The sequence below is a fragment of the Streptomyces sp. NPDC058157 genome, from assembly GCF_042884105.1.
Lineage (GTDB): Bacteria > Actinomycetota > Actinomycetes > Streptomycetales > Streptomycetaceae > Streptomyces.
This window is the reverse complement of sequence record NZ_JBHVUQ010000005.1, coordinates 20,876-39,235: the sequence shown is the minus strand read 5'-3', so window position 1 is coordinate 39,235 and position 18,360 is coordinate 20,876. Positions and strand designations below refer to the sequence as shown.

Annotated in this window: 14 protein-coding genes and 1 tRNA gene; 6 read left to right on the top strand and 9 right to left on the bottom strand. The window is 69.3% G+C overall.

All coding sequences use genetic code 11. The annotated features are described in order from the left end of the window. Positions 1 to 102 precede the first annotated feature (102 nt). Positions 103 to 3,333, bottom strand: coding sequence for an ATP-binding protein (locus ACFVXK_RS02465; RefSeq protein WP_389609615.1), 3,231 nt, complete (start codon positions 3,331 to 3,333; stop codon positions 103 to 105). Between the two features lie 550 nt (positions 3,334 to 3,883). On the opposite strand from ACFVXK_RS02465, the gene ACFVXK_RS02460 reads away from it, so the two are divergent. After that, entirely contained in the window at positions 3,884 to 4,042 is a 159-nt protein-coding gene (locus ACFVXK_RS02460; protein ID WP_389609613.1) for a hypothetical protein, read from the top strand. Here the strand turns inward: ACFVXK_RS02460 and ACFVXK_RS02455 are convergent. Then, the gene (locus ACFVXK_RS02455; RefSeq protein ID WP_389609612.1) at positions 4,020 to 4,685 is read right to left on the bottom strand and encodes a TetR family transcriptional regulator; all 666 of its coding nucleotides are present in this window, start codon (positions 4,683 to 4,685) and stop codon (positions 4,020 to 4,022) included. The two genes, ACFVXK_RS02460 and ACFVXK_RS02455, sit on opposite strands and share 23 nt — an antisense overlap. Positions 4,686 to 4,743: 58 nt before the next feature. Between ACFVXK_RS02455 and ACFVXK_RS02450 the strand changes: the two genes are divergently transcribed. Next, entirely contained in the window at positions 4,744 to 5,637 is an 894-nt protein-coding gene (locus ACFVXK_RS02450) for an SDR family NAD(P)-dependent oxidoreductase (RefSeq protein ID WP_389609610.1), read from the top strand. Between the two features lie 260 nt (positions 5,638 to 5,897). Here the strand turns inward: ACFVXK_RS02450 and ACFVXK_RS02445 are convergent, their stop codons facing one another. Together ACFVXK_RS02445 and ACFVXK_RS02440 are read right to left on the bottom strand one after the other, a co-directional pair. Further along, positions 5,898 to 6,257, bottom strand: coding sequence for a nuclear transport factor 2 family protein (locus ACFVXK_RS02445; protein WP_389609608.1), 360 nt, complete (start codon positions 6,255 to 6,257; stop codon positions 5,898 to 5,900). Between the two features lie 25 nt (positions 6,258 to 6,282). Beyond that, positions 6,283 to 7,068, bottom strand: a complete 786-nt coding sequence (locus tag ACFVXK_RS02440; RefSeq protein ID WP_389609606.1) for an SDR family oxidoreductase — start codon at positions 7,066 to 7,068, stop codon at positions 6,283 to 6,285. 102 nt (positions 7,069 to 7,170) lie between these two features. On the opposite strand from ACFVXK_RS02440, the gene ACFVXK_RS02435 reads away from it, so the two are divergent. Next, entirely contained in the window at positions 7,171 to 7,689 is a 519-nt protein-coding gene (locus ACFVXK_RS02435; RefSeq protein ID WP_389609604.1) for a winged helix-turn-helix transcriptional regulator, read from the top strand. Here the strand turns inward: ACFVXK_RS02435 and ACFVXK_RS02430 are convergent. Beyond that, complete coding sequence (locus ACFVXK_RS02430) at positions 7,610 to 7,921, bottom strand: hypothetical protein (protein WP_389609728.1); 312 nt, start codon at positions 7,919 to 7,921, stop codon at positions 7,610 to 7,612. The two genes, ACFVXK_RS02435 and ACFVXK_RS02430, sit on opposite strands and share 80 nt — an antisense overlap. A gap of 149 nt (positions 7,922 to 8,070) precedes the next feature. Between ACFVXK_RS02430 and ACFVXK_RS02425 the strand changes: the two genes are divergently transcribed. Together ACFVXK_RS02425 and ACFVXK_RS02420 are read left to right on the top strand one after the other, a co-directional pair. Then, positions 8,071 to 9,219 carry a PP2C family protein-serine/threonine phosphatase gene (locus tag ACFVXK_RS02425; RefSeq protein ID WP_389609602.1) on the top strand — a complete coding sequence of 383 codons (1,149 nt, stop codon included), beginning with the start codon at positions 8,071 to 8,073 and terminating at the stop codon, positions 9,217 to 9,219. An 802-nt stretch (positions 9,220 to 10,021) separates the two neighbouring features. Beyond that, complete coding sequence (locus ACFVXK_RS02420) at positions 10,022 to 11,116, top strand: hypothetical protein (RefSeq protein WP_389609600.1); 1,095 nt, start codon at positions 10,022 to 10,024, stop codon at positions 11,114 to 11,116. Between the two features lie 556 nt (positions 11,117 to 11,672). Here ACFVXK_RS02420 and ACFVXK_RS02415 read toward each other — a convergent pair. The 3 genes from ACFVXK_RS02415 to ACFVXK_RS02405 all read right to left on the bottom strand — a co-directional run bounded on the left by ACFVXK_RS02415 (position 11,673) and on the right by ACFVXK_RS02405 (position 15,924). Then, complete coding sequence (locus ACFVXK_RS02415; RefSeq protein ID WP_389609599.1) at positions 11,673 to 14,231, bottom strand: Hsp70 family protein; 2,559 nt, start codon at positions 14,229 to 14,231, stop codon at positions 11,673 to 11,675. Continuing rightward, positions 14,224 to 14,565 carry a hypothetical protein gene (locus ACFVXK_RS02410; protein WP_389609598.1) on the bottom strand — a complete coding sequence of 114 codons (342 nt, stop codon included), beginning with the start codon at positions 14,563 to 14,565 and terminating at the stop codon, positions 14,224 to 14,226. Before ACFVXK_RS02410 ends, ACFVXK_RS02415 begins: the two co-directional genes overlap by 8 nt. A gap of 900 nt (positions 14,566 to 15,465) precedes the next feature. Next, the gene (locus tag ACFVXK_RS02405; protein ID WP_389609596.1) at positions 15,466 to 15,924 is read right to left on the bottom strand and encodes a hypothetical protein; all 459 of its coding nucleotides are present in this window, start codon (positions 15,922 to 15,924) and stop codon (positions 15,466 to 15,468) included. Positions 15,925 to 16,849: 925 nt separating this feature from the next. Between ACFVXK_RS02405 and ACFVXK_RS02400 the strand changes: the two genes are divergently transcribed. Further along, a complete protein-coding gene (locus ACFVXK_RS02400) occupies positions 16,850 to 18,250 on the top strand; it encodes a tyrosine-type recombinase/integrase (RefSeq protein WP_389609594.1) in 1,401 nt (466 codons plus the stop codon). Between the two features lie 28 nt (positions 18,251 to 18,278). Here ACFVXK_RS02400 and ACFVXK_RS02395 read toward each other — a convergent pair. Next, a tRNA-Pro gene (locus tag ACFVXK_RS02395) sits at positions 18,279 to 18,355 on the bottom strand. Positions 18,356 to 18,360: the final 5 nt, after the last annotated feature.

Sequence of the window (18,360 nt, the reverse complement as noted above, 5' to 3'; positions counted from 1 at the left end):
TGTTGATCACCATGCTGGCACTCGGGCATTGGCATCGGCTGGGCATCCGCTTGGCATCAGCCCCGGCCGCCCCGCCCGGGGATTGCCCAGCTCCTGGTCCGGTCAGACCGCGTGAGCCTGCGCCAGCGATCTGAGGCCTTCCGCGGCAGCCGCTTCGCCGTACTCCGACCCCCACATCGCGGCCACTTCGCCGCCTTCCCGGAAGGCCGATCGCGCGGCGGCCACGTCACCGAGCAGAGCGTGCAGCTCGCCCAGCGCGAGGGCCAGGGGGCGGGTGCAGAAGGCGGTGGTGGCGGCCGAACCGAGCTGGTTCCGCACGGCCTGCAGCAGGGGGACGAGCGCGGCTGCCGCCTCGGTGTCGCCGAGGAGACAAGCCAGTCGGGCGCGGGCTCCGAGGCGTACCCCGTAGAAGTGGTCCTCCACGGGATGCGGATCGAAACGGATCGCGCGTGCCTCCTCCAGCCTGCCCTGGAGAGCGAGGACCAGCGCGAGTGCTTCCCCGCCGCGTGTACCCCAGGCGGCGGCCACCGTACGGGCCAGCGGTTCGATCTCCGCGACCCGGCCCTGGCTCAGCCGGATCGTGATCAGGCCCCGGGCATGGAGGTCGGCGGCGCGCGGGGCGTTGTGCCGGATCAGCCGTTCCCGGACCTGCCCGTACAGGTCCTCCGCCTGCGCGAAGTGGCCCCGGGCGTGGGCGAGCATGGCCAGCGTGGAGAGGCTGGCCGCCTCGGCCTCCGGCATGCGGTACCGGCGTGCGACGGCCAGGCCCAGGCGGGCGTGGCGCTCGACGGCTTCCGCATCGTTGCCGATGGCGGAGATCATCGCGTCCACCTGCTCGCACACCCACCGGTGGGCGGGCAGGTCGTGCCTCTTGGTCAGTGCCCGCAACTCGGCGACGACGGGGATGCACCGAGCGGCCTGCGTTTCGTGCGGCAGCAGCTTCGTCATCGTGGTGAGGGCGGCCGCGAGCAGGTTGGGGTCCCCTGCGCCGCGGGCGAGACCGAGCTGCTGCTCGGCCGCTTCCCGGGCCCTTCCGTCGGTGTCCTCGGGCAGTTCGTCCACCCGCGCCTGCAGCAGCCGGGCGAGGTCCGCGGGTTCCAGGCCCGGCCTGACGGTCAGCCGGTCCAGAGTGTCGACCACGTGCAGGTCCACGCCCTGGTGGCTCCGGGTCAGCCATGGCGTGGGTTCGGTCCACGCCGTGAACGCGGCGACGGCGAGGTCCTCACGACCGGCCCGTTCGGCGACCTCGAGGGCACGGTGACGGGTGACGATGGCCGCGTCACCGGACCCGGCCCGGACGTGGGCACGCAGCAGGGCGCCGAGCAGGCCGACCGCGCGCTCGGCTCGTTCGTCGGCGCCGGCCGGTATCAGTTCGGCGGCCTCCAGGGCCTGCTGGAGCAGGTCGACGCTCACGTCGTGGGCGTAGCGGTGCTCGGCGAGTTCGGCGGCACGCATCGCGAATGCCACCGCCTGCCGGGCCTTCGCCGGGTCGCCCGCCCGGGTGAAGTGGACGGCGAGGGCGGGCAGGTCGTCCGGTCTCAGACGGGCGAGGGTGTCGGCCAGTCGTCCGTGCAACAGGCCGCGGCGCAGTCCGGTGAGGTCGCCGTAGACGGTGTCGCGCAGCAGTGGGTGTGTGAACGAGACGTGGCCGGGGGCCCGTTCGGTCAGCAGTCCGTCCGCGATGCAGAGCTCCAGTGTGCCGACGACCGCGGTCGGTGACAGGCCGGAGGCTTCGCGCAGCACCGCGACATGGGTTTCGCTGCCTGCGACCGCTGCCAGCCGTACGACATCGGCGGCTTCCCGGGGCAGTCGGGCGAGCCGCTGGCGTACGACGTCGCGGATGCCGTCGGGCACGCGGGCGACCGCCTGTGCCGCGTCGTCGCCGCCCGCGGTCAGCAGCCGGGCGCTCTCACCGACGAAGAAGGGGTTCCCGCCGGTGCGTTCCGCCAGGACGGCCACCGCCTCGGCGCCCACTTCCCGGCCGCAGAGCGAGCGCACGAGCGTACGGACTTCGGTGGCGTCGAGTCCGGTCAGTACGACGCGGAAGGGATCACGGCGGGCGAGTGCGGCCATCGTCGGTGCGAGACGGCTGTCGGCATGTCCCTGCCGGTAGGCGGCGACGACCAGCAACGGGACGCCCTGGACGCCGGCGGCCCGGCCCAGCAGGGCCAGCGTCTCCTCGTCGGCCTCGTGGACATCGTCGATGATCACGGCGAGCGGGCAGCGCGCCGCCGCCGAAGCCAGCCACCGGGCGAGTGCGGTGTGCAGCCTGAAGCGGCCGGCCGTGGCGTCGCCGTGCGGCGGGACCGCGGCGCCCAGAGGGTCGATCAGCGTGGACAACGGCCCCACGTGCTCCGGCGGGAGGAGGCGCGCCAGTTCACCCAGTGCCTCCGTCCAGGCCCACGCCGCAGGGACGCCCGCGTCGTCCGGACACCGGCCCGCCACCACCGTCCAGCCCCGCTCCCGCAGTGAATCGGCGAAACGGGCCAGGAGGGCGGTCTTCCCCGCACCGCCTTCGCCCGCGACCAGCGCGACCGCTCCGCCCCCGCGGGCCGCCCCTGCCGCCTGTTCCAGCACTCCCAGTTCGCGCCGCCGCCCGACGAAGGGCGCTGGGAAAGCGGGCGCCGCTCCGCTGCCGACAGCTACGGGGACGGTCATCGAGGATGACGGTTCGGCCGGCGCAATGGACGTGCTCGGGGTGACGGGGGCCGGGACGGCGGCCGACAGGACGTCCAGGTCGCCGCGGAGGATCGCCCTCTCCAGCTCGACGAGCCGCGCCCCCAGGTCCAGCCCGAGTTCCTCGGCGCACACGGCGGCCGCACGCCGCAGCGCCGCGAGCGCGTCGCCCTGACGTCCGGTCGCCCACAGACTCAGGGCGAGCAGCCGCCATCCCTCCTCGCGCAGCGGATGACGGCGCACGTGTGCCTCCGCGGCCGGCACCACCTCGTGCGGCCGCCCCACCCCGAGGCTGCTCGCCATCGCCAGCTCATGTGCCATGAGCAGCAGTTCGTCGAGCCGCGCGATCTCCACGCCCGCCCACGAGCCGGGTCCCCACTCCCCGTAGGCCTCTCCCCGCCACAAACCGAGCGCCTCGTCCAGCAGCGGACCGGCCTCGGCACAGGACACCGCCCTGGCGCGGGCCACTGCCGATTCGAAGCGCCAGGCGTCCACGGCGTCGTCGTCAAGCCGGAGCGCGTACCCCTCCGGACTGCTGACGAGGATCCGGGACGGGGTTCGGGCAGGCCGGTCCGGCTCCAGGATCCCGCGCAGGTTGGAGACGTAGGAGTGCAGAGACGTGGTGGGCTTGGCGGGCGGCCGCTGCGTCCAGAGCACGTCGACGAGCCGGTCGACCGGGACACTTCGGCCCCGGGCCGAAAGGAGGATTCCCAGGACGGTCCGCGCATGTCGGCGCCCGACCGTCACCGGCCGCCCGCCGACCCGGACATCCAGCGGCCCGAGAACTCCCACCTGCGTCATGATCGGCCAAATGTACCAACGGCCGCACCTCGGATCGCGCCCGCACGTATGCCCAGTGGCAGGACCGTACGGTCCGGTCGGTGGCGCCATGACAGGTCACGAGGCCGGTTCCGGAAGCTGTCGTACGGCGCTCGCCCCTGAGGACGTGCTGGGAGGCGGGCGGACTGATGAAGCATCACGGTCGCGGACACGATCCTCGCCCGCGTGCAGCCGATGCTCGACACCCAGGCCCGGACCCCCGCCGTGGGCGCACGTCTTGCCGCCGCGCACGCCTTTGCCACCGCACGCCTGCCGACCGGCGACAGCGCCGCACCCCAGGCCGCCGACGCCCTCGGACAAGCCGGAGCCGGCGCGGACCGGGACGCGCCGGGCGAGGCCGCCCGCAACGAAGGCCGCAGCGCGCGTCGTGGCCACCGCGGGAACGATCGGCCGGATGCACGCCGAGGTCGCCGCGCGGCCATGCGTCGGGGACCAGGTCCGTCCCGGCATCCCCGACTCCCCCGTCCTGCACGTCCCCGACCGCGCCTGCGACGAGGTCGTGATCAGCGTCGGCGCCGCGCGGTGATCCCTTCGAGCATCGCGGCCAGGATCCGCGCCAGGCGCGGCTCCACGTCCACGATCGCGTGCGCGAGACGCGGATCGCTGCGGTAGAGGGCCGCGACTCCGGGTCCCGGCGTCGCGATGTTCCAGAACGTGCCGGCCATCGACGTCGCGGCGGCGATCAGGTCCACGCCGTCCGCCTCGGTCAGCTCCGGCAACCGCTCGCGGACCGCGGCGACGATGGTGGCGACCGCGTCCAGGGTCACCAGTTTGAACTCGCGGACCGCCTCGACCGAGACGTTGCGTTCGAGGTTCAACGGCGCCTGCGCGAGCAGGTCGCAGAACATTCCGCGGGCCGCGAGGGTGCGCGCGAAAGCCGCCGCCACGCCCGCCGCGTCGCCGTCGGCGACCCGGCCGGTCTCGGCGCACAGGACCGGCGCCCATTCCTGCCAGCCGGCGGCGGTCAGGCGCAGGAAGATCTGCTCCCGCGTCTCGAAGTAGCGCAGCAGCGCGGATTTGTGCATGCCCACGGCCGCGGCGATGTCGGTGAGGGTGATCTGCCGTATGCCGTGCTCTACGCCCAGCGCCCGTGCGGCGTCCAGGATGGCGGCCTCCCGTTGCTGCTTGGCCTGCGGGGACCGGGCGCGCCGGAAGTCGTTGGTGTCCACGTCACCATCTTAACGCAACCACGTTGCGCTATTAACAAAACGGTGTTTCACTAACCACATGACCAAGAACACGCCCGAGAACACGCAGCAGACCTGGTTCATCACCGGCTCCTCCCGCGGCTTCGGCCGCGCCCTCGTCCGGGCCGCCCTGGAGGCTGGCGACACCGTGGCGGCCACCGCTCGCCGGCCGGAACAGCTCGACGACCTGGTCGCCGAGTTCGGCGACCGGATCGCCCCGATCGCGCTCGACGTGACCGACCCCGCCGCCGCGCGGGCGGCTCTGGAGGAAGCCGGGAAGCGCTTCGGACGGATCGACGTACTGGTCAACAACGCCGGATACGCCAACGTCTCCCCGATCGAGACCACCGACGACGAGGACTTCCGCGCCCAGTTCGAGACCAACTTCTGGGGCGTCTACAACGTCACCAAGGCCGCCGTCCCCCTGCTGCGCGAGCAGGGCGGCGGGCTGGTCATCCAGTTCTCCTCCATGGGCGGCCGGGTCGGCGGCTCCCCCGGCATCGCCTCCTACCAGGCGGCGAAGTTCGCGATCGACGGCTTCAGCAGGGTGCTGCGCGTGGAGACCGCACCGTTCGGCGTACGAGTCCTCCTCGTCGAACCGAGCGGGTTCCGTACCGACTGGGCCGGATCCTCCATGACCGTGCACGACGTGCCCGAGGGCTACGACACCACGGTCGGCGCCATCAACCGGCGCATCCGACAGAACACCGAGGGCCCGGCGGGCGACCCGGTGCGCGCCGCGGAGATCCTCGTACGGATGGCGAAGCGCCGCGACATCCCCACGAACCTCGCACTCGGCGTGATGGCATCGGAGGGCTCCATCGCGCAGGACCGGCGGCTCCTGGCGCAGGACGAGAGGTGGAGCGCCGTCGGACGGTCCGCGGACTTCTCGGAGGCCTACCCCGTGGACTTCCCGGAGGACACGGCTGCCTAGGCCCTGTCGTCAAAGCCCCGCCGTCGCCCGGAGGGCGGCCCCGCGGCGTCTGGTGCGTGCTCTCGGCGCGCCGGGCGCAGGACCTCGTACTGGACGTACTTGGTCTGGCGCCCGGTGCGGCGAGAGTGCGTGCCAGGCGTCGCGGGGCAGGCGGGACTTTGACGACAGGGCCTAGCGGGCGGCCTCGCCGTCGAGCCGGGCGCCGTCGCGGATCGAGGCGATCATCAGGGTCCGGGTCCCGCCCACTCGCGGGAACGGGCTCAGGGTTCGATGACGAGGCGTTCGATGAGGTCGTCGCGCAGCGTGAACCGGTAGCGCAGATCGATGGTGCCGCCGGGGAAGTTGCCTTCGAGGTGGTGGGTGGCGATGTAGTGGGCCGCGTCGGTCCGCTGGGCGTTCGTCAGGTGGATGGTGTAGGTGAATTCGGTGGCCGATCGGTCCAGCCACTGCTCGATCGCGGCACTGCCCTGGTAGGTGTTGCCGTCGTCGATCACCGTGGCGTCGTCGGTGAACGTCTTGGCTGCGGTGGCGGTGTCGTGGGCGCGGTGCGCCGTGAGGTAGCGGGTGATCACCTCGGGCAGGTGGTCCGGGGCGATGGTACGGGGCTGGTTGTCGTGCATGACGCTCCTGAGGGTGGTGGCGGGTTCAGACGGTGGGGGTGGTTCCGCCGTCGATGACGTGTTCGGCGCCGACGATGGCCGAGGCGCGGTCGGAAACGAGGAAGGCGACGAGCTCGGCGACCTCCTCGGGCCGGTTGGGACGGCCGAGCGGGATGCCTCCCAGGGAGTCCATGAGCCGGCCCAGCGCCGCTTCCCGGCTGATGCCGGTGTCGTCGGCGATCCGGGCGACGAGGTGGTCGGCGGCCGAGGTCTGGACGAATCCGGGCGAGACGGTGTTGACGCGGACGCCGTGCGGGGCGACCTCGTTGGCCAGGCCCTTGCTGTAGGTGGTCAGGGCTGCCTTGGCGGCGGCGTAGGCCAGGGTGCCGTTCCACAGCGGCATGCGGCGCTGGATGGAGGTGACGTGCACGACCGCGCCCTTCCCCGTCGCGATCATGCGTGGGAGGAGGGCGCGGTCCAGGCGGACGGCGGCCAGCAGGTTGGTGTTCAGCTCCCGCGCCCAGTCGTCCTCGCCGAGCGCGGCGAACCCTCCTGCCGGGGCCTCGGACCCGCCGAGGGTGTGGACCAGGATGTCGACACCTCCCACGCGGGCGTCCACCTCGGAGGCGACGTGAGCGGCGCCCTCGGCGGTGGACAGGTCCGCGGTGATGAACGTCTTCTCCTCGACGTCGTCGGGCCGGCTGCGGGCGGTGACCACCACGGTCGCCCCGGCCTCGGCGAGCCGCCGGGCGATCGCGGCTCCGGTGCCCTTGGTGCCGCCGGTGACCAGAGCGCGTCGACCTTCGAGGGATTCGCCGATGGATGTGGTCACGATGGCTCCGTCCCCGGGCGCGGCGCGGGTGTTCGAGGCGCCGCCCCCTCTCGACTGCTAAAATAGAAGCCACTAACTTCGATTTTAGCAGTAACTGAGGGGATGGTCGCCGTGGCAAGCCGGATCAGGCTGGAGGACCGGGAGTGCCCGCTGTCCACGACGGTGGAACACGTCGGCGAGTGGTGGACCCTGCTGATCCTCCACGACGCCTTCGACGGCTACACCCGCTTCGACCAGTTCCAGGAGAACCTGGGCATCTCCTCCAGCATGCTCACCACCCGGCTGAAGACCCTGATCACGGACGGGCTGCTGGAGCGCCGGCCCTACCAGACCGGCCCCGTCCGGCACGAGTACGTACTCACCGAACTCGGGCGCTCCCTGCGCCCGGTGATCGTCGCCCTCGCCGCGTGGGGCAACTCCCGCCTCGCGCCCACCGAGCGCAGCATGATCCTCGTCGACGCGCACAGCGGCGAGGAAGTCGAACCCGTCGTCGTCGACGCCAAAACCGGCCGCCGACTCGACGACAGCACCGCCTACGTCTTCACCGCGGGCCCCGCGGCGGGCGACGCGATGCGCAGCCGGTACACGGCACGGCCGGCCCTCCCGCCGGAAGAGGCGTAAGCCTTCCGGCAGCCCGGGCGACTCCGTCCATGAGCAGGGGCATCTTGTCGGGCGTCCGGTCGACGACGTGGACGGTCGGTTTCGCCACGTCGCGGAAGGTCGCACCGGCCGCGGCCGGGTCACCGACGCCGACCGTGGCCCCGCCGTCGTCCCACGCGACCTGTCCGGCGATGAAGACCGTCCTCGAACCCGATGCGATCGCGACCTGCCGGGAGGCGCCGACGGTGGGCAGCCCCTCGGGGGTCCACCAAGGGGACCCACCGCTTCGACACCCCTTGAGCCGACCGGGCCTCGCCCACGACGGCAGCCCGACGGTCTACGGACCGGGGTCCCCGGAGCGCCGCGTCCTCACCTGGGCGAGGCGGATGGAAGGCTGGGGACATGGCCCTTCGCCCATGGCTGGACGCCCGGCGTTCCTGGCAGCCGGGGCACGCGCCCGCGCTGCTGGTGATCCCGCTCGCGCTGATCGTCACCGTCTGCGTCGTCGACGTACTGGCTCCGCCGCACGTCCACCTCGGACCGCTGCTGGTGGCAGCGCCCGCGATCACGGTGGCGTTCGCCGGCCCCCGCACGACGGCGGCCATGGGAGCCCTCGCGGTGACGGCCCAGGTACTGATCGGCGTCCTCAGGGGGGTCTTCGGCACCGCCAACATCCAGGCCCAGATCGCCGCCCTGGTCGTCGTCTCGGCCGTCTGCGTCACCGTCAGCGCGCTACGGGACCGACACGAGCAGCAACTACACCAGGCGCGGTCGGTCGCCGAAGCCGCCCAGAGAGTACTGCTGCAGCCACTGCCCGCACGCTCCGGCCCGCTGCGGATCGCCGGCCTCTACCTCCCCGCCGAGGAGGAAGCCGAACTGGGCGGAGACCTCTACGCCGCCGCACGCACCGCCCACCACAGCACGCGCCTCCTCATCGGTGACGTCCGCGGCAGCGGACTGGGCGCCATCAGCAACACCGCCCTGCTCCTCGGCGCCTTCCGCGCAGCGGCCCACCGGCAAGCCACCCTCCCCCGCCTCGCCGTCCACCTGGACGCCGCGTTCCGCTGGGACACCCGGCAGTGGCGGCCACCGACGGAGCAGGACACCGTCGAAGACTTCGCCACCGCCGTACTCCTCGACATCCCCGACCACGAACCGGTCGTCCACCTCATCAGCTGCGGCCACCCACCGCCCCTCATCCTCCGCGGAAACCGGCTCGTCCCCCTCGTCCCCGAGGCCAGCCACCTGCCGATCGGACTCGGCGGAACCTTCGGCATCGCCGAATACACCGTCCAGACCTTCCCGTTCGAGCCCGGCGACCTGCTGCTCCTCTACACCGACGGCGTGATCGAGGCGCGCGACGCCGACGGGGTCTTCTACCCCTTCACCGAGCGGGCGCCGCAGTGGAGCACGGACGAACCCGAAGAACTTCTGCGCCGCCTCCAGGCCGATCTCGTAGCCCACGCCCACGCACACCTCGACGACGACGCGGCCGTCGTCGCCATCCGCCGGACGGCGTCCACCCCTCCGCCGTCCGGCCCTGCCCTGTGAACGAGGGCGGCCCACCGTTCGCCGGGCTCGTGTTCTGCCGATCCGACGGGCCGCCGCCACGACGGCCCCGGACACACCAAAGGCCGCTCTCTCTTAGTTGAGAGAACGGCCTCCGACCTGCGTTTCCGCGTGGTCGGGACGACAGGATTTGAACCTGCGACCCCTTGACCCCCAGATGGCTGCGCCAGGGTGGCAATCAGGACATGTGGCGCTATTTGAGGGCGGGGAACGTGCATGGATGCACCTGCCGTGCACCTGCGGGCACCGGCGCTGGTCCCCAACTGGTCCCCAACCAGTCGTCACCCCGAGGCGCCACTCGGGAGGTTCGGACGGATTGGGTGCGCCCCGCACGCCCTCGGCTTTCGGCCCGGCCCGGCCCGGCCCCCCCAAGCTGAGCTGGACTCCCACTTGCCTCAATTGTGACGCTCCTCATCCCCGCGAGCGACCTGAAACCGTGATGCGACAGGCAGCGCGAGCCGGGCCCCGTCATCGGTGTGCAGCCTTTCCGTCACTCGATCGGCGAAAGCCACGCCGTAGCCCTCGGGCGTACGACAGGCTGGTGCGGCACTCATTCGGCATCCCGAGGCAGGAGGTCACGAGCGTGTCCGCGAGCGTTGCAGCACATGACGAGGTACCCCTTCCCACGGCACGTGACGTGCCCCTCGGCCCTTTGGCGGGCATGGACGTACCGCTGTGGCAGGGAGCGAGCGGCTCGGTGCTCCACCTGTCGGCGGAGTGTGGAGCCTTCCGAGTGCCTCCGCAGCGGGCCGACGTCAGCCTTCGCGTACCGGATCGCGGCAGCATGGCCGACGTTCCCGAGCCGGGGGGCTGTCGGCGCTGCCCCAACCCGTTTCCCGACTACTACACGCAGGCCCGTCGTCTGATCTCCCGCATGGAAGAACTCGGCACGCTGGCTGATCGGCTCGACTCTGGGCACGACCTGGAGGCGTACTGCGACGTGCTCGCGTTCGGGCGGCACGGACCGGGGGCAGGCGACCCGAAGGACGCCCACCGTCTGCTGCGCAAGCCGCTCGCGGCACTCGGCGTCGCCCGGGATCGGCTGGCGCAACGCCATGCCGACGCGTACCGCGGCGGGAAGGCCGAGGAAGAGCTGCTCCTGATCGGGACGGCCGCGCTCCTCGACTCCGACTTCCGACGCCGCCGGCCTGGGAAGTTCCGGCTGCCCTGGCAGGAAACCTGGGAAGAGATCTGCGAGGAAGCCCTCGACGCACAGGAGCTGAAGGACGCCTCATCGGGCACGGCACGCTATGACTACCAGTACGGATTCGACCGGTGGTGCGAGAGGTGGCTCAAGGCCCTGATGCATCTCGCCCCTGCCAAGCAGCGCAACCACTCCTCTCCTGTCGCGGCACGATGGGCGCGCGCCCACGACGCCTTGGAGCGTGCGATCAAGCGCGATCTACGGGATGAGCCGTGGGTGGCCAGGCTGGTCGATCAACTTCACGACACGGGTCGAGGAATGGTGGCCGGCATCGCTGCTTCCATGGCCGAGCCGGTGGTCGTGGTCTACGACGGGCGCGAGGCGATCGATCTGCCCTGGCCTGCGCAATACCTCCTCTGGACCCAATATCCAGGCGGTGTCCGCCAAGTCGGCCACAGCCGACACCGCCTGACCGCCCTCCCCCGCCTCTTCACCCTCCTCGACGGTCTCTCGCGCCGCTCTTTGCGGGTGGTCGGCGACACCGAGTGGCGTGACTCGCCGGCCGTCTACCAAGAGGCCCTGAACAACGTCCCCAAGACCGCGTTCTCGCCCAAGGCCCACTGCTGGTGGAACACCAACGCAGCCGGGCGGCTCCCCCACCTCCTGTCCATGGCACGTGCAGACGCCATCTCCGCACAACGAGAGGCGCAACGCGCCGATGCACCCTGGCGGTAGACCGCCGCAGGCGCGGCCTTCCGGGTCGTCAGCTCACCGCCAACGCTGACGTGATCAGGTCTCGGGCAGCCTGTGCGTAGACAGCGGAGGGCTGGAGGAGCCCGAACGCCTTGAGGAACACGCCGACCCGTCCCTGATCCGTGATCGTCTCGACCCCGCGGTATCCCTCGACTCCGACCCTGCTGTCGTCGACCGACCTGGCCGGACAACTGTGGCGGGCCCAGGAGGGGGAGGAGGGCGCAGCCCGCCGAAGTTCCCGGCTGGGCGAAGAAGGACAGCGGTCGTCCGGCTCAGGTGAAGCTTGCTGGTGAACCCCCACAAGCGGCCCAGGCCCTCACCTCGCGCACCACCTCCACCAGCCAGCCGAGGCCCTGCCTCGGCCTCTCCTCCTGGTGTTCCCCGACTTCACCCCCCATGAAGCGGTCGGTGCCGGTGGCGGACGATTGCAGGCTCCGGCCACATGCTGATGCGTGCGCACGATCATCCGACGAACGATCAGAAACCAGGACGGGGGACCGTCACCGCCATGACTCTGATACTTGACTGTCGTTACTTGCTATGGCTCTGCCTGTGTGGTCGGCAGACTTCCGGGCAACACCTCCAGGGGCGGGAGAGTTGGAAGGTATTCGGGGCAAGGTGGCTGATGACGCACAGCATCGGTGGCGTGGCGGTCAACAACCATGCGCGCGCTCGTGCCCGTGCTCAGGTCGACGGCGGTGGCCAACACTATGCCGTTGGCATCGACGTCGAGGCTGACTTCGATCCGCATGAGCCCTTTTGCAAGGGCATGTGACGTCGACAACCTGATCGAGCCGAGCACCACGTTGCGGGCTGCCTGCTCGTGCTCGCCCTCCAGTACGGTGACTTCGATGGTCTCTTGGCCATCGACAGCGTTGGTGAACAACTCCGATCGCTTGGCCGGAATCGTGGTGTTCCGGTCGAGTACGCGGACCATCCGCCCGTCGCGGGTTTGTATGCCCAGCGAGTGCGAGGTCACATCGAGGAGCAAAGAGGTCCGATGCTCGCCCGTAAGAACGCCACTTTGCAAGGCAGCGCCGACGACGACGCCCTCAATGATGACGCTTCGGTCGGGTTCACGGTCTCCGCTGAGGTCACGGACCAGGTCTGCCACGGCCGGAATGCGGCTGGCACCACCTACCAGAACCACTCGGTCCACGTCCTGAACCCGAATAGGATGGTCCGAGAGCTCGGTCGCCCTAAACAGGTTGTCGAATGTCGCGCGACAGCGGCCGAGCAAGTCTGCCGTTAGCTCGTCGAGGCGGGCGCGGGTCAGGGTCGTGTCGAGGTGCAACGGCCCGACCGGCGTAGTGACTAGATGGGGGAGGACGATCCGTGTCATCAGGGAGTGGGACAGTTCGATCTTTGCCCGTTCCGCCGCCGCGAGCAAGCGGTGGTGAATTGCCGGATCATGGAGTTCGACGTCGTACAGCGCGGTGAACTCGGTCGCGAGGTGCTCGGCAATCCGCCGGTCCCAGTTCGCTCCGCCCAGCGAGCGATCGCCATCCGTGGCCTTGACGTCGCAGATGCTGTCCGAGATTTCCACCAGCGTTACGTCGAGGGTGCCCCCGCCGAGGTCGAACACCACGACCATCTCTTCCCGTTCGTCCTCCAGCGAGAAGGACATGGCGGCTGCGGTGGGTTCGTTGATCACCCTGATGACAGTGATGCCGGCCAGACGGGCGGCCTCGGCGAGCGCCGCTCGCTGCTGGGTGGTGAAAGTCGCCGGGACGGTCATGACCGCCTGGGTGACTTGCTGCCCGAACTCAGCCTCTGCGTCCTTCCGGAGCTCCTCCAAGATCCATGAGGCCACTTCTTCGGCGGTGTAAACGGTTCCCTGATGCTCAAAACTCCAGTCTGAGCCGAGCGCGAGTTTGACGTCGCGGATGACCGTAGCCAGGTTACTCTCCGCCATTCGCGCGGCGTTGGCGCCGAAGAAGCGGTTCCCGTCCGCGTCTACGGCGACCAGGCTGGGCGTGGTCGGCAATCCCCAGCGGTTGGGGATGACCTCAACCTCGCCGTCAATGCACACCGCCACCGACGAGTTGGTCGTGCCAAAGTCGATGGCGACCGTCCTGGAGCCCGGCGCAATCGTCCGCGCGATGCGCGATCGGCGGTTCGGGATCTCACCAAGTCCTCGTGACCGCCACAGTCTGGCCGCTCGCTGGGCTACGCCCGTGTGGTCGGCATGGACTAGGTGCAGTAGAGCCTCCCGGGCCGATCTCCTCACATCAGCACGGGGGTTGGCGAGGAGTCGCTCCAGCTCGTGCAGCGCCCCGATCCGAGGCCATGCCTCGCTCGATCGGACCGCGATGAGCAGTTCGTCGTCCATTGCTGTACCCGCGGCCAGCCCGTACGGATTGCGCGCCAGGTAGAGCTTCCCTTCGGCGGCGTTAACGCTGCGGGTTGGCGTCTGCTGGGGCAGTACCGAACTCACCCGGTCGTACACGAAGGCGTACAGGTCGTCGGAGCTGACGTAACCGTCCTGGTCGCGGTCGGCAGAGCCGTCGCGCAGGCCCTCCACGACAGCGGAAGTGAACACCGATGGCTCCGCTGTCTCACGGCTACGAGCCTCGTTCTCATAGCTGAACTGCAGGGATGTCGACGAAGTGATCACCACCTGGGCACGGCCGGAGAACGGTTCCGCGACATCCACGCGGTCGTCCCCTCCGCGGGTGCGTAGCCCCTTGGAGAAAGCCCCGCTGTAGCAGCAGTCCAGCAGCGTGACCGTGCGAGAGCTTCGGCTCTGGTCCATCTGGTCGGCAAGAAACTCTGCGCTGACCGAGGTCGCCTCCAGAAGGGCGATCTCGGTGTCTGCGGCAGCGAAATGCAACCGGTTACGGGAGTCTTTGCGGCCATGGCAGGACAAGTGCAGCAGCAGAATGTCCTGCTGCTCAGCATCCGCAAAGAACCCTTGGATGGCTCTACGGCAGGCATGCGCGGTGCCCTCTGCCACTACGTCCACGGTGAAGCCGCCGATCGCCGGATCGGCAAGGACTCCTTTGAGCTGTTCCGCGTCGGCGGCGGCACCGGGCAGTTCACTCAGCCCCGGGTCCTGATAATGCTGGTTGACGATGATCAGCGCGCGCTTACGCATCCGCAGGATCGCTGGCCGGCTCGCCCTCTCCCGCCCGCACCGCTTGAGCGAGGAATCCCTCAACGGCGAGCCGCTGATCCGCACGGGAGACCGAGGTCATCCGCAGGGTGTCATCACCGACAGTGATCTCAATCGTCCCGGAGTTGCGGCGGGCAAGCCAGTCCTGGGCAAGGGCGATCAACGCCCGCAGCGAAGGTGCTCCGGCCACGCCAAGGATGAGCGATGTGTAGGCCGTAAGATCGCCCGCCCGGGCGCCACTTGGCGCGGCGCCGAGCGGACGATGCGCTACGTCCAGGACCTCCAGCAAAGCCAGCTCCTCCAGCAGGAACTCCATCGCCTGATCCGATTCGGCGAGGCCAGACCCACCGTCAAACCGCAGTTCTACCTCTGTACGCCTGTCCCCCATTGCCCCTCCCAGTGCTCACCAGCCTCATGGCAGGAGATAAGCGTACGAGTGCCCCCACTCAGCGACAACTGTCCGACATGGCGACGGTGGCAGGCAACCTAGGCCGATCACGGCGAAGCCGATCCAGGCCAAGGCCCCTGGAGCGTGGTGCCGCACACAGCAGCCGGGTTGGCTTTGGTGAACCGCCGAGTACCGGTGGTACTTCATCGACTTCCGGTACGTTCGCCACCACAACCGCCAGCGCTGGACTGGCAACGACCTGCCGCCGCTCGCCAGCGGGCCGTCGGCGCAACCCAAGCTCTGAGGCCCTCCACATACGACCATCCATTCGGGCCACCGCCACGGAACAACTGTGCGGCCACTCCCCCAAGAGTAAGATCCGGGCAGTTATGGGCCAGCACCGCGCCACCGAAGGCAGAAATCTTCGTAGCCTGGTCAGGAGCAGCGTGGCACGTGTACCAGCAGCACTCGAAGAATCTGCTAGAGGTCTCCGAAGTCAGAGTCGTGCGGTATTCAAGGGAAACAACTGGTCACGGCTCGTGAGAGGCGTGACGGAGCCTGTAGCCGCAAGCTGGCGGGACCCGCTCCCTCGCCTCCCGCAAGCGATCCCCATGCGTACCAGCGCCGACAGGCCGCATCTACCGCGGCTGTGGCTGCAGGGGCACCAGCGATATCAGCTTCGCGCACACTGCTTATGGGGATTCTTGGAAACGGCTGTGACCGCGCTTCCGTGATGGCCGATGCTCCTCCAACAAATCTGACGGCCTGTCGGTTGCTTTGGGCTGGCGGACGAGATTGGGTCGGAGTCACCCCCCACGACAATGGAGGTCATGCGCTCGGACCTATGGATTTATCCGAGCGAGTGAATAGCGATTCCATGAGCCGTGCCGCAGTCCGCGCTTCCGCTGCCGTTCCATAAACCTCGCCAAGGAGTGCGAGATGGCCGCCACGCCGGCTCCTGGCGGCGATCTGCCACCCTTCGGAAAGTTTAACGGAAGAGTACTCGGGGCTGTACCGCGAAAACGCAACTCTGGCAGTTTCGATCGTCGCATCATCTGGTGTGGTCTTGTGCTCCAAACTGCGCGCCAGAGCCGCTTCACCAAAGGGCTGTGTTAGTAGGCTCGAAAAAACTTCCGCCAGTTCGACCCCCGCCACCAGAAGTTGATGTGTGTCCTCCCGTTGGCTCAGGCGCACTTCTTCAGCCCTGAACGCGCGTACTGCCGACACGCCTGCCATGGCCGTCACAGCGTAGAGGAGGCCGGCGGCCACCCACAGGTACCAGGCCACTACCCCGCCCTCGCTTGATCTCGATCGGCAAGGATCTCGACAGCTGCAACAGCAACAGCAACCCAACTGAGCGCAGCGAATCCGCCGAAAAATATCACCGTACCCTTGACATCCGCCGGCACCCAGGGCGGTGGAGGGTGAACTGCGGTAGCCGCTGCAACTCGCGAATAGAAGGCCACGCAAGTGACGAACGAAATCGTGGATGCAAATTGAAGGAACATTACCCGCGTCTTCCAATTATCATCCAGGTCTGCGTAACAAAGTTCCCCAAATGCTGCGAGTAGGAGCACAGCCGCGATCAAAAATGGCGAACCGGAGGTTATGGCCTCACTCCACCCGCCCTCTTTGTAGAAGCCTTCCACGGCGACAGGAACCGCGCCCCCTGCAACGCCAAACAGGATCCACCAAACACATCGACGGCGCCATTTGCGCCGCTTCTTCTTACGCGTCTCATCATTGGTGGGCCATGGAGACGACATGGAGACCTCCTTGCCCCGTCAGGCCCTTACCCAGTTGACCTTCTTAGAGTGCATCAGGGGAGCACGCTCCGCATCTGCTCTCATGCGCTCACCTACGGCTTCTGATCAGTCAAGCTTCGACGGCGCGCGCTCGGCCATCGGTGGCAAGGTGTGACTGAGCAGTCCGTTGGCCACTGGGCCAAGTAGCGGCATCTGAGCAGTCTCCTCGAAGTCGCCCGCGTCGTCCGACTGGCCTAACCGGCAGGATGGAGTGCGTGGCGTCTACGGGACCAGCCAGGTTCGAGGCCGTCGATCAGGCGTGACCAAGGGAGGCCAAGGCGCTGCCCGCCCTTGGCGCCCAAACAAGGGAAACGTGCTGGCCAGAACCCTCTGGAAGGCGCGGTGGTCGCCTGTGGTCGCACGCTGGAAGCATCCACTCCCGCTCTCGCCTCCCGGAGGCGATCCCCATGCGTACCAGCACCGGCCGCGGCCGGATCTACCGCCGCTGCGGCTGCAGAGACCCCCAGCACCACCAGCTCGGCACCCACTGCCCCCACCTGCTCACCGATAGCCAGCACGGCACCTGGAACTTCGCCGTCGACGTCCCCACCCCCGACTACCACCGCACCACCGTGCGACGGGGCGGATTCTCCACCCAGGATGCCGCCGAGCAGGCCCTGGGCCGGTTCCTTGAGGGCGAGGCTGGCGGATACAACGCCGACCCCAGCCAGACCGTCGCCGCCTACCTGGGCGCCTGGCTGCAGGCGAAGGCCCTGGTGCTGAAACCGACCACGATGGCCCGCTACCGCGACTACGTCCGCAACGACCTCGTCCCGGCCTTCGGCACCCTCAAGCTCGACCAGCTCGCCCACCGGCACATCTCCGCCTTCGTCACCTGCCAGCTCGCCGCCGGACGCGGCCGCACCACCCTCTACCGCTGCCTGGCCACCCTCTCCAGCGCCCTCGGCGACGCCGTCCGACAACACCGCCTCCCCCACAACCCCGCCTCTCCCCCGGTCCTACGCCGCCCGCCGGCACCGGAACGACGCATCTGGACCGCGGAGGAGGCCGCACGCTTCCTCACCTACTGCCACCAGGCCGACCCCGAGATCGCCGACCTGTTCGAGTTCCTGATCGGGACCGGCATGCGCAAGGGCGAAGCCCTCGGGCTCCACTGGGACGACGTCCACCTGGGCGAGGGCGTCCTCTACGTGCGCTGCACGCTCTCCGCCATCGACAACAACCACCTCGTCATCACGGCGCCCAAGACCCGGTCAAGCCGCGGGTGGGTCGCCATCTCACCTCGCGTCGCCACCGCCCTGCGGCACCACGCCCGCACAACACGACCTACGCGAAGCGTTCCTGACGACCCGTTCGCCGGTCTCGTCTTCTGCCGACCCAACGGCCGACCGCTCGGACCGCACCAGGTCCTCGACCGGCTCCACCAGCTGTCCGAAGAAGCCGGCGTCCCGCGGATCACCGTCCACGACCTGCGTCACCTGGCGGCCACGATCACCATCTCCGCCGGCGTGCCGCTCACCGTCGTCTCCAAGACGCTGCGGCACTCCACCCTGTCGACCACCGCGAACATCTACAGTCACCTCACCCGGCAGGCAGCCCGCGAAGCCGTCGACACCATCGACCGCACCCTCACCGGAGCCCAGAACACCGGCCGCGAAACGCGCCGCCCGGCATGGCTGCGACCACCACGCGACCACCTACAGCATGTCCGCGTGGCCCTCGGCCGGTTCCACTCCCCCGCGCCGACGGCCTTCAGCGCCGGAGCTTCCCGGCCCCAGGCTGGACGTGCGACCACACTGCGACCACCATGGCCCCGGACGCACCAACGGCCGTCCTCTCATGGTTGAGAGAACGGCCTCCGACCTGCATAAAGCATGGTCGGGACGACAGGATTTGAACCTGCGACCCCTTGACCCCCAGTCAAGTGCGCTACCAAGCTGCGCCACGTCCCGTTGCC

What these genes read in the sequence shown, in the direction of transcription:
- ACFVXK_RS02450 (WP_389609610.1), top strand. Translation starts at nt 4,744, where the DNA reads ATGACCAAGAACACGCCCGAGAACACGCAGCAGACCTGGTTCATCACC.
- ACFVXK_RS02420 (WP_389609600.1), top strand. Translation starts at nt 10,022, where the DNA reads ATGGCCGACGTTCCCGAGCCGGGGGGCTGTCGGCGCTGCCCCAACCCG.
- ACFVXK_RS02425 (WP_389609602.1), top strand. Translation starts at nt 8,071, where the DNA reads ATGGCCCTTCGCCCATGGCTGGACGCCCGGCGTTCCTGGCAGCCGGGG.
- ACFVXK_RS02410 (WP_389609598.1), bottom strand. Translation starts at nt 14,565, where the DNA reads ATGGAGTTCCTGCTGGAGGAGCTGGCTTTGCTGGAGGTCCTGGACGTA.
- ACFVXK_RS02415 (WP_389609599.1), bottom strand. Translation starts at nt 14,231, where the DNA reads ATGCGTAAGCGCGCGCTGATCATCGTCAACCAGCATTATCAGGACCCG.
- ACFVXK_RS02400 (WP_389609594.1), top strand. Translation starts at nt 16,850, where the DNA reads ATGCGTACCAGCACCGGCCGCGGCCGGATCTACCGCCGCTGCGGCTGC.
- ACFVXK_RS02435 (WP_389609604.1), top strand. Translation starts at nt 7,171, where the DNA reads ATGGTCGCCGTGGCAAGCCGGATCAGGCTGGAGGACCGGGAGTGCCCG.
- ACFVXK_RS02445 (WP_389609608.1), bottom strand. Translation starts at nt 6,257, where the DNA reads ATGCACGACAACCAGCCCCGTACCATCGCCCCGGACCACCTGCCCGAG.